The following is an 11,892-nucleotide window of genomic DNA, read 5'->3' on the forward strand; positions in this document are numbered from 1 at the left end:
CGGCATCATACTCCCCAATTCATATTGGGTTCGGGGCCCATTTCCAGTTTCAGTTCTCCTCCCGAGATGATCTCATCGTAATGCAGCCAGCATCTCTCAAGTGGCACACCGTTCAGACTTGCCTGCTGAATATACACATTCTTTTCAGAATTATTGGTTGCAATGATCCGAAAGCTCTTCCCTGTAGCAAATTTTCCATCCAGTTGAATTTCTATTTCCTCGAATATAGGGCTGGTTATCTCATACCGCAGGTCTCCAGGGCAAGCCTGATGCAAGCCTACAGCCGATAAAACATACCAGGCCGACATCTGTCCCACATCTTCATTCCCGACCAACCCATCCACCCGGTTTCTGTAGGCACGGTGACAAATCTCCCGGGTCCACTTCTGCGTCAGCCAGGGAGAACCCAAACGGTTAAAAAGATAGGGGACGAAATGTACCGGCTCATTGGCATGGTTATAATAGTCGTTCCACATCATGTCATCGGGTACATTCTCAAAGAAACTGATCAGGTCGGGCAAGACTTTTTCTATGCCCCCCATCAGGTCAACCATCCCCTCCACATCGTGCGGCACGAACCAACCCTGTTGATAGGGGTTACTTTCAACCGTGCCGTAGCTCTCTTCCAGTCTACCTTTCACCGGCCATTCAGCCCACGTTCCGTCTTCGTTTCTGGGCCGGAACCAACCCATCTGCGCATCAAATACATTCCTGTAGCTTCGGGAGAGAGACAGATACTTTTCCTGATCCTCCTTGTGATCCATCATCCCGGCTAACCGCGACATGCACCACTCGGTATAACTCAGCTCCAGCGTATTGGATATGGAGAAGTTTCCTGTTGCGTAACCGGCACTCCCCGAATCAACAGCATCGCTCCGCACGGCAAAACCCAGCTTTTCATTTCCACTTCGTTCTGATGTGCGAAGGGCCAGCTCATATGCTTTTTGGATGTCATAACCCCTGATTCCTTTTGCATAGGCGTCGGTCAGTACCGATATGGCCGGATTGCCTATCATACAGGCACTATAAGCATTCATCAGTTCCCACCGTTCAAGATAACCTTTGCCACTCTCCTCAGCCAGTGTAATGAGCGATTGAAGCATATCATTCACGACAGTGGGGTTGATGAGAGTCTGCAATGGAAACTGACTGCGGAATACATCCCAACCGCTAAATACAGTCCGCTTTGTAAAATCGACTGACGTATGAACCTCCTGATCGCCTCCACGGTACTGTTTATCCACATCTTCATAGGTCCTTGGATCGATCATCGTATGATAGAGAGCGGTGTAAAAAACTTTTTTCTGCTCATCGCTTCCGCCGCTAATTTTAATCTTAGCAAGAGAATCGTTCCATTTTATATATGCATCCTTCCTTACTCGGTCGAAATCCCAGTCGGGTATCTCCTCCTCGAGGTTCCGCCTTGCACCTTCCTGATCCACAAACGAAATACCTACCTTCATCGACACCCGGTCTCCTTCCTTTGTAGGAAATTCGGTAAAAAAGCCCAGATGTTTTCCCTGCCCTTCCGCGATGTTTCTTTTAATTCCAGCTTCTGCAATGATCTGTTGATATCCGGGACTGGTCACATCTTCCAGCTTTCGTGTCTGGTCATCCGGAATGGCAGCACTCCAGATGCCATAGTCCCGAAGTGGTTTTTCGAATTGTGCATAAAAAAAGAGCGTATAATCCGATTTTCCATCGCCATTTCCCCATCCTCCTCCTTCGGGTGGACATTTCATCCAGCCGGAAATCGTGTGTTTATCTACCACCTTCACCTGCTGCTCTGTAGAGGTACCTCCCACACGACGCGCCAGGTCGATCTGTATTCTTGATTTTTCGTTTTCGGGAAAGGTGAACCGATACATGCCACAACGCTGCGTAGCCGTCATTTCTGCCATAATATGATAGTCGTCCAACAGGACGGAATAGTAGCCGGCTTTTGCCTTTTCATTTTCGTTGGTGTAGCGGGAACGGTATCCGCTATCAGGATTCTCTTCCGTGCCCGCACTTGTCTTAAGATCACCCGTTGAAGGCATGACAAGAAAGTTGCCCATATCTCCATTCCAGCCAATACCACTCAGCTGGGTCATGGCAAACCCTTCAATGGTCTGGTGTTCGTAGCTGTAGCCTGAGCCGTTGTCACCACCAGTAATTGTGTTGGGACTAACTTGTACCATGCCAAAGGGCGTGGTTGCACCCGGGAATGTTTTTCCCAAGCCATGATAAACGCCTGCTGCATCGATGCTGGTACTAGCTCCGATAAACGGATTCACATAGATAGCATAATCACTGCCCTTCTCCATGTGATTACCTATACACCCCTGCAACAACAGGAGTAATACAGGTAAAAAAGATAGTTTGTCTGTCATTGTCAAATATTTAGTGTAGGAAGACTCTTTTTTTATAATAAATCAAAAAGGTTTTATTCTCTTAATTCTCAGTGTTTTAAATCCAAACTGAGGAATTGAAATCTCAGTGGACAATTGGCCGTTGGCCTTTTTCTCATAAGCTACATCCGCTATCTTGTCTCCTTTTAAATCGATCTGTTCAATGCCGTCCACCTCACCATTCAGGATAATTCTCTGAGGTTTTTTGTCTGATGAACTGTTGTATAAGCGAACAATCAGCGCCTCATTCTCTATCTTAGCTGAGGAGATTTCAAGATTGCTATCGATCGTTTCAATAAGATTTCTGACAGAAGTGGAGAGTTTGTTACTGAATTGTGCGATCAGTGGTTCATTCCATGCATCACTCTCCCGCTGCACCATCCCTTTTTCCCAATCTCCGGCATGGGGAAACAATGCATAGTGAATCTCAGTGGGACCGTGAACCTTATAATCACGACCCCATAGCGCCTTTCCGATATACTGTACGGTTAATCCCAAAGGTAGATCGTCGTGTTGAAGGTAGCTGGTGGTATGGTCTGTGAAAAGGGCAACGCCTCGTTCTCCGACCTGGTCGGTCAGATCAACCCAATGTAAAATCACATTGTGCCTGAGACTGTCCCAGCTGGAAAAAAGAGTATTCCTCAGTTCACTTTCACATACATCAAACGGCGCATTTTTAAATAATCTCTCTCCCACTTTATCTAGCGGAAACTCAACATGTAGTTTGAACTTATCATTGTAAAATGCTTTACGCCGATCTGTTGCCTCGTAATTGTCGTGATGATCATACGCTCCAATTCCGGGCTGACCTTCCCAGTCGATGTGCAAGGTAAAATCAATCCGCGGATTGTTTTTATGGAATGTTACCAGCTGATAATAGCTATTTCCGGCTATTTGGTTCTCTACTTTTACTGTGATGAAGAGTGGACCATCCTCAACCACGGAAAGGGTGGCGGGACTCTCGGCTCCTTCATGGAATTTCTCCTCCCGGTAGAAGAAACCCTTCAGGTTATTCAGCGAACGATTGCTCATCACAAGCTCTGCCCCACAATTCCTTTTATCAACCAAGCTTGTAATGGTTCCCCCTTTCGCGGGATCAAAAAGTACTGAATAATAATTGGTTTCAATTTTTAGGCATTCGTTTGAATCCCACACCATTTCTGTTTTATCGGAGACTGAGACAGCTGTTTTCTTCAATTGGAAAGTTGTATATCCCATTCCTGAAACTTCTGCTTCAAAATGAATCAGTTTATTTCCCCGGCTATCGAGGGAAAGTTGAGAGGGAACCACATGGTTTTCTGTATCAATCACCGTGAGATTGTTCTCCTTCAAATAATCCGGCAGAATCAGATCAACTTTTTCTTTTCTTGTAGAGCCCAATGTATTATACACCCGCACAAAGGCGGACTCTTTGGCTTCTCCGAACAGCGAAAAAATCTTTTCATCCGCTATCCTGTTTGTGGAGCGGGTCCACCGTGTGACTTTATCGGCCCAGGTATTGCCCTGTTTACCGTTATAGGGGACGATCCAGCAGTCGTGATGCTGGGCAAGCATCAGTGTGCGCCATGCCTCTGCAAAATCCTCTTCAGGCCATGGTTTGTTGTGATACAAATAATCGAGGGTTGCCATTTTTTCGGCCGCAAGAAGCCGGTTCTCACTCACACGCACCTCTTGTGCGATTCGCTGCATGACCTGTGCTCCCCAAACCAGTCCCGGTTGAATATCCTCCTGCGTAAACCGCCAGTCGGAAGCTTCTACCCTATCCTTTATCCTCTCTATATAATCGGTCCAGGTGGTATACGCCGTCGGTTGATATGCATTGCGCCAAGGCCCGAAATCCCAGCCTGCATCCTGAAAACACATTCCGACCGGATACTGTATCCCATCCTGAAAACAGGCATGAATAAATTCCCTGGAATTGGTCCACGAATCGGTTTGCCAGGTAGATTCCTTCGACAGTCCCTCAATGGCGTACCGGGGAACAGCCAATATGGATGTACCATCGGGGCCGATCCAGTTGACCATATCTTTTCCGAAAGCGCTGGTATATCCTCCCCAACAGGTATTGGGATTCCGCAATACGGCATATTTGAACCCGAAACCTTTCAAAATCTGAGGCAGACTGCTCGTAAAGCAGGGTTCTTCCACGGCATAGGTACGAAAGGTCGCGTTGGGAAAGTATGCACGGGTTTTTGCAATCCCATAGGAAAACTGTCTGATAATACTCTCCCCGGAAATATTATAACAATAGGGTTGTGCCCAGGTGGGATTTACAAATTCTATCCGGCCATGACGTCCTTCCTTGTCGTAGTACGCCTGCAATGCAGCAAAATTATCTGCATCCTTTATACTGATTGTATCCCACGTCTCCGGCTCAATCTCCAGATTGATTACCCAACCAGGATTGGCTTTTAGCTGATCGACCATAAATTTTGCCTGCCACTTGGGATAATGCCCATATATTCCACCGTGATAACCATCTGCGAACCAGGCTTGTTGCGCTTGCAACGAGAAGCCTGCAATCATGAACATGAGAAATATGTTTTTTTTTGCTGTACCAATTATGCAATTCATATATAACTGATTTGTTAGAGTCCAATCACCGACATGGGTACTCTTATCGCTTTCAATCGGTAATAATAAGCGTTCATTGCTTTGTTTCCGTTTTCATCAAAAAAGTAATCCTGCTGGTCACAAGCACTGAAGTTCAGAGAATAAGTGAGTAAAACTTCATTCTGCTCATTCACGCACCAAGGATGTATGATGGGGGTATAAAAACGTGCTTTGCCCCCGTTGATATTTTCTTCTATTTCATATACTTTTATTTTTTCAGAGAAAGGTTTTACGGGACTCGTTGACCAGGATAGATAAATATTACGCTCTTCGGTACACCAGAAACCCATGTCCATGGACATCATCAGATACTTATCCCCCACCTTCACTACACTTGTCGTGGCTTTGGAAGTAGCTATCGACTTCTTTTTCGAGGGTTCCGTACTCCATCCATCTCCATTCCAGAAGGTCCAGTCAGCCAATGGATTATTTTCCGAAAATCTTCTCATAAACAAATCGGTCGTATATCCGATTCCATCATTGGCCTGGTGGCTGTAGCAATACACATAGCCGTCACCACCCTTGACCATTCCGTCTGCTCCCCCTACATTGCGTGGTGTCTTGCGTTCCACCTTCCATGAAGTACCGCTTTGCTGATGCAATACATATAATGCATCGTTGATGGCTTCAAGACCTTTTCCTTCACCGGCATACACATATACTTTATCACCGATCTCTACACCCACACCAGGCCAGGTCCAATCCATACCCTCCTGCACATCCATCATCTGGTACTCTCTGTCGGGATGTCGTGTATCGGGGTTTGTCAGGTTCACTGCCTCGTGAGGGCTCCAATTATCTTTGGAGCGCTGAAGAATTATTGAGTTGTTGTACCTGAAAAAGCTGTTTCCGTTGAGCAGATCGGGTCCCAGCATCTGTGCAGCATCCCATGCATCTTCCGTGATCCACAGTATCTTGCCGTTGTTATCACCCCAGGTGAGGGGGATTGAATTGCCCTGATCAAATGCGACCGATCCCATCCAGGGTTCGTTTCTTCTAAAAAAATTCTGCACCTCCACATCTCTGTAGCTTTCATAAGGAATAGGATTAAGGTACCACAGTTGCGAGATGTTGTCTCCATCAGCAAGTAGTTTCAACTCACCATCAGCCATAGTAAGCAGCAATCCGTTCTGCTTGTTTATGATCTTGTATTTATTTGTACCAGCGGTTTGGATGGTCCACAACTGTTTATCTCTGTCTTCACTGTATGCCTGATCCTGAAAGAGGGATATACCATCGGTCTCATTTCCAACATGAAGTGTAAGGTAGAGACCACTGAAAAGATTTCTGAGTGTAAAATATCTTTTCCCATTCTCTTCTTTTTCGAATATAAAGTGCCATTTTTGCCATTTGCGTCCTTCATTGTTTTGAAGATTTATCACGGCGTGATCCCAGTACTTGTCATTATACAACAAATCGCCTTGTACACCCGGCACTTTGTTACCTGTCACACCGGTGATAATAAAGGTACCGTATTCCATTGTATTGATGTCATTGTCCACAATTTCAAAATGTATGATCCACTCCCTGCCCTGTCCAGAAGCTGCCGTGACCACATAACTGGATTGAAGATTCTTTGATATATCAATCGCCGCTCCCGATGCTGGAGAGATAGAAGCTCCTTCTGATATGGTTATCTCAGGAATGACAGAAGTGAGATCCACGGACCTGTCAATGGTCACATGAACAGTAAAGTTATCCACATTCACTCTCTCGGCTCCTATCTGTCCATTCTTTATTTTAAATGATTTGATAGCTCTGCCGGTGTTGGGCAGAGGTCTTGTTTCCTCTTCGCAGGAAATAAAGAATAGACAAAGAAAACTACACCAAAGGAAGGTAGTCAACTGCTTTCTGGAGAAATTACTTACTCCCCGCTTCAAAGCACTCTCTTTCATCTCTTTACGGTTTTGTTGATTGGTTTATTCAATCAGGCAATACAATGGCATGACTGCATTCGGCAGGCAATTCTGCTTCTACATACAGCCATGCCACATCTCTCTCTTTTAAAAAGTAACTTTCAATTACATATCAACGACTCATTCTTAGAAAGATACCTGAAATCCCAGGTTAAATACCCGTTGATTCATATAGGCATCACCTGCAGAGTTTGTGGAGATCTCGGGATCTTGTTGATATTTATTATAGTTTGTCAACGTAAGTAAGTTATAAGCATTCACGTAAATCCTGACCGAATCTAGAAAGCCGGGAAGCATTCTTTTCGGGAACTGATAGGAAAAATCCACCGTCTTCAACCGAACATACCATGCATCAATCAACCAGAAATCCGACATATAGTTCTCTGCACTGTTGATAGTCGCCGGATTACTGGTCAAGCGGGGGAATTCAATCTCTTCCCCGTTTTGATAACTCTCCAATGTCCAGCGTTTCATATGAAGTGGCTGAAACTGGCTTTTAAAGGGTTCTATACCTGTACCTACCACACTGAAGCTGTAGTTGAACGAACCCTGGAACAACAGACTCAAGCTAAATCCGTTCCAGTTGCCTCCTATGTTCCATCCCAGTGTGGTATTCGGCAGGTTGGGCATGCCGATAGCTCCTTTGTCATAATCGTTGATGACCCCATCGTTGTTCAGGTCCATATACTTCAGGTCTCCTGCCTGTACCGGAATATCGGTATTGGGGACAGCCGGGGCATCTTCAGCACCTTCCGTAATTTTCAGTATCTCATCCGGTGTATAATAACCGATGTTGATATAACCGAAAGGTTGTCCAATGGGTTTTCTCGTTTCTGCAAGCCAGTCATACTTCTGTTGCGCCTCTGCTTTGTAGATTACCTTATTCTTCGCGTAGGAAAACACCAGATTTGTATTAATATTCACTGAACCTACACGAGTCTGATAGCCCAACTGACCGTCCACACCCCGGTTGTTTGTACGTGCCACATTCAAGGGGGCAGTGCCAATACCAAGCAACAAAGGTGTATCGTTTCGCCTTACCAGCTGGTCGTAGCGTTCATCGTAAAAATAGTCGATGGTAAAAGAAATCTTATCGAAAATATTCAAATCGAGTCCCAAGTCTAATTTTCTGGCCTTCTCCCAGGTCACGTGTTCATTGCCCAGATCCCCTTCTCTATACCCTGGGAAAGTCTGTGCCCTGTCGCCGAAATAATAGTTGTCACCCGCCTCGTACACTTGATTATAGAGATAACGTCCCCCTGGTGCGATGTCAGAGCCGACCAATCCGTAGGAAGCTCTTACTTTCATCAGCTGCACAAAGGAAAACCGATTTTTGAAAAAAGATTCTTCTGAAATGCTATATCCTACTCCCACTGCGGGGAACCACCCAAAGCGGTTGTCGCGTCCGAAACGGTCCGACCCGTTATACGCCATATTGAAATCGATCAGATATTTATTCTTGTATTTGTAACCAATAGTGGAGGTATATCCTTCAAAGTTTTCAGGTATCTTCTGTCCCGTGTGTTCCGTAGTTCGGCTTTGACGATTATAAAGCAGCATGGCGCTCACGTCGTGAATTTCCTTGAATGTACGTGCATAGTTCAAGGATGCCTGAATGTTCAGGTCCTTCACCGATTGGTTGATGCCTCCCCCTATTCCGTAGGTGCCATAGGCATATGTTCCGTTGGGATTGATGAAATAGATCTCTGTTTCCGGATCATAATGATAGGTGGGATAGCCATCACTGAAACGGTATACCGACCGGTTATTCTCATAAATATTCGAGTATGCTACACGGAAGTTGGAACTAAGTCCTTCGGTAATAAAATCCATTTTCCAGTTTGCGCCGTACAAGATATTGTTGTCGTTCCGGCGGGTTCGCTTGTATCCTTCGTTAGCCAGTCTTGCATTTAAAGTAGGACTATGGGAGTCCGTATCATATAAATAAGCAAAAGAACCATTGGGGTTTAGAAACGGTGCCGAATAGGGACGCATTTTGGAGAAATTATATATTTCACCTGTTGCGTTCATGTTATTCGGTTCATTGATATTCATGAAACGCGAGGTCACATCCAGGCGCATATTCAAGCTTTTGGTGATGTCAAAGTCGAGATTCGTACGGTAATTAAACCGACGATAAAAATAATTGGTATTGATATCGTCATTAGCACTGGAAAAGTCCTTTACCAATCCATTTTGTGAAAAATAACCCGTAGAAACAAAGTATTTCAGTTTGGCCGTTCCTCCAGAAATATCGACATTCACGTTCTCCTGGAAAGCAATCTTTTTAAAGATCTCATTATACCAGTTCACATCCGGATGTCCGTAGGGGTCTGAACCATCTTTGAATGCCTGCAGGTCCTCATCAGAAAACAAGGGTTGCAAACCGTCATTTGTATAAGCTTCATTCACCAGGGAAGCTGTTTCGTAAGAATTCAGAAATTTGGGCGTACGAACAGGCGTTTGCACCCCTCCTTCCATACGCAGATTGATCTGTGGCTTTCCTTCAAGCCCTCTGCGGGTTTTCACAACCAGTACTCCATTGGCACCCTTGATGCCATAAATAGCCGTGGTAGATGCATCCTTGAGGATAGATATACTTTCAATTTCGTTGACATTGATCTGTGAGAGCTGATCATAGGAATACTCCACATCATCCACGATGATCAACGGCTGGTTACCTGCATCATTCAGTGAACTCTTGCCACGAATAAAGAAATCTGAAGCATCCTTACCCGGTTGTCCCGAAGTTTGTTGTGTAAAAAAACCTGGCAGTTTTCCATACAAGGCATTCTGGATGTTGCTTGTAGGTACAGTGCGCAGTTCGCGGGCAGTAACTCCGCTCACAGCTCCGGTCATGGTGATACGTTTTGCTTTTCCATAACCCACAACAAGTACCTCATCCAGGCTTGTCTGGTCGGGTTCCAGCTCGATCTGTACATTTTTTTGTGCTCCCACCACATATTCCAGGTCTTTAAAACCAATATAAGTTAGCACCAAATGTTCTCCTGGCTCCACAGCAAGCTGGAAATTTCCGTCAATATCTGTAATTGTTCCTCTTCCCGTATCTTTCACCTTAATATTTACCCCGATCAGAAGCTCACCGTCGGTGGCAGTAACAACTCCTTTCAGGATGTTGGTCTGTCCGATGAGAAGGGTGATGATATGTAGATAGAATAGTATGATGATTGTTCGTTTCATAAAATTACCATTTTGGATTTTGAACCATATTTATATTCTTGTTCACTTCGGAATAGGGAATGGGATAGAGATAGCGCCTCTCATTGAAAGGAGCCTGAATCAGATTGATCTCCTGATAAGAAGGGTTGCCCTGGCTTAGGACAATTTGCATTCCTTTGACCGGTTCCGAGAAAACATCTTCGGCAATCCTCCAGCGACGTATATCCCAGTAGCGATGCTCTTCAAATGCCAGCTCGATGCGTCTTTCATTCTGAATAGCTTCGCGCATTTTACTTTGTGACATGTTGCTTTCCAGACCATACTTCTGGTTGTCTCCGGGTTCAATTCCGGCTCTCCTGCGCAATGCAATCAGCACATCATATATCTCGTCGGAGGGTGTATCCAGATATTCATTTTCTGCTTCAGCGAAATTGAGTAGTATCTCCGCATACCGGAACATGATCCACAGGTGAAGCGTATTGCCATATTGATCAGCATTCTCAAAATCACCCAGAAACTTTCGCATATAGTAACTGGTTCTTGAGTACTGACCTGTAGCAGCAGGATTGTGAGGCCCTCCCTGATAGGTTTTCAACTGTGTGCCAAGCCAGTTCGATCCGTTGTGCAAGACTGTCTGGTCGAGTCTGGGATCACGGTTATCATAAGGTCTTTGAGGATTGTATGCGTATTTCGGACTTTCGCCACGTGCAAACCCGTCTTTCATCGGGAAAGCATTCACCAAGTTCTGAGTGGGGTTGGTACGTCCGTTTCCGAGCCTGATACCAGAGAAGCCCAAAGGTCCGTTTACCGTTTCCAATCCTGTGTTGTTTCCGGTATTCCGGAAGAAGATCAACTCAGGATTATCTCCCCCGTACCAGTTGGTAAAAATCTTACGGAAATCGGGAGCCAACTTGAATACATTGCTGCCATTCTCACCGTACGTATCCATAAAACTTCTTGCCGCATCGGCAGCATACTTCCAGCGTTCACGTTTATAAGAAGCGTACCCTACCAGCTCATTTCCTTCTTCCAGGGTGTTTCCGTTAAACAGAGGACTGGCAGCATATAGAAGCACCCTGGTCTTCAAGGCCAATGCCGCTTCGCGGGTTGCTACGTGCGCAAACTCCTCAGGGTATTCAAATGGAATGGTACGAAGTGAATCTTTGATCTCCTCAATTTCATTCACGATATAATCCACACAATCGGAAAATGTATTCCTTGGGAGCTCCAGATTATCTTCGAGTCCGAAGATCTGATCTCCGATCAAGGGTACCCCCCCGTAACGTTGAAGTAGTTCAAAATAGAAGTAAGCTCTTAAAAAACGTGCTTCGGCCTTCATCGATGCATTCAAGGGTCGTTTATTTCCCAAAGCATCGGTATAAAAGCTTTTGAACGGTACCACATCGATATTTTTGATCAGGATGTTGACCTTGCGAATAGAGGCATAATAATCGCCCCATTTCATATCAGAGTTTATCCGGTTGCTTGCTGTATATCTTCCCAGCAACAGTTTATATACATCGGGTTCATCATCCAGGGCAATGGAAAGGGCATTATCTGTAGCTGCCTCAAGATAGTCACCGCCCACACCATTGTGTCTGTTTGGCAATTGCTCATAAATCATGTTCAGGAATTGTCGCGCCTGTTTGCCCGTAGAGTCAGTCGTTGAAAAAACAAACTCATCGGTAAACCTGTCTACAGGCAGACTTTCGTAATTATCTGTACACGAGAGTTGTGTAAAGAAGATGATTCCGACAATCCATACAAAATATTTCAATCGTTTCATGTAAATC

The 11,892-nt window shown here is 45.1% G+C and carries 5 protein-coding genes; all 5 read right to left on the bottom strand.

Annotated elements, in window-relative coordinates; genetic code table 11:
- Positions 1–5 precede the first annotated feature (5 nt).
- Positions 6–2,372: a GH92 family glycosyl hydrolase gene (locus B3Z75_RS13895; protein ID WP_238866908.1), complete on the bottom strand. Its 2,367-nt coding sequence runs from the start codon at positions 2,370–2,372 to the stop codon at positions 6–8.
- 42 nt (positions 2,373–2,414) lie between these two features.
- Positions 2,415–4,964: a glycoside hydrolase family 38 C-terminal domain-containing protein gene (locus B3Z75_RS13900; protein ID WP_294072970.1), complete on the bottom strand. Its 2,550-nt coding sequence runs from the start codon at positions 4,962–4,964 to the stop codon at positions 2,415–2,417.
- Positions 4,965–4,978: 14 nt separating this feature from the next.
- A complete protein-coding gene (locus B3Z75_RS13905; protein WP_238866912.1) occupies positions 4,979–6,898 on the bottom strand; it encodes an RICIN domain-containing protein in 1,920 nt (639 codons plus the stop codon).
- Between the two features lie 147 nt (positions 6,899–7,045).
- On the bottom strand, positions 7,046–10,120 hold the full coding sequence (locus B3Z75_RS13910; protein WP_238866914.1) for a SusC/RagA family TonB-linked outer membrane protein: 3,075 nt from the start codon (positions 10,118–10,120) through the stop codon (positions 7,046–7,048).
- 4 nt (positions 10,121–10,124) lie between these two features.
- Entirely contained in the window at positions 10,125–11,885 is a 1,761-nt protein-coding gene (locus tag B3Z75_RS13915; protein WP_238866916.1) for a RagB/SusD family nutrient uptake outer membrane protein, read from the bottom strand.
- Positions 11,886–11,892: the final 7 nt, after the last annotated feature.

The organism is Proteiniphilum sp. UBA1028, from assembly GCF_002316955.1.
Classification (GTDB): Bacteria; Bacteroidota; Bacteroidia; order Bacteroidales; family Dysgonomonadaceae; genus Proteiniphilum.

What these genes read in the sequence shown, in the direction of transcription:
- B3Z75_RS13910 (WP_238866914.1), bottom strand. Translation starts at nt 10,120, where the DNA reads ATGAAACGAACAATCATCATACTATTCTATCTACATATCATCACCCTT.
- B3Z75_RS13900 (WP_294072970.1), bottom strand. Translation starts at nt 4,964, where the DNA reads ATGAATTGCATAATTGGTACAGCAAAAAAAAACATATTTCTCATGTTC.
- B3Z75_RS13905 (WP_238866912.1), bottom strand. Translation starts at nt 6,898, where the DNA reads ATGAAAGAGAGTGCTTTGAAGCGGGGAGTAAGTAATTTCTCCAGAAAG.
- B3Z75_RS13895 (WP_238866908.1), bottom strand. Translation starts at nt 2,372, where the DNA reads ATGACAGACAAACTATCTTTTTTACCTGTATTACTCCTGTTGTTGCAG.
- B3Z75_RS13915 (WP_238866916.1), bottom strand. Translation starts at nt 11,885, where the DNA reads ATGAAACGATTGAAATATTTTGTATGGATTGTCGGAATCATCTTCTTT.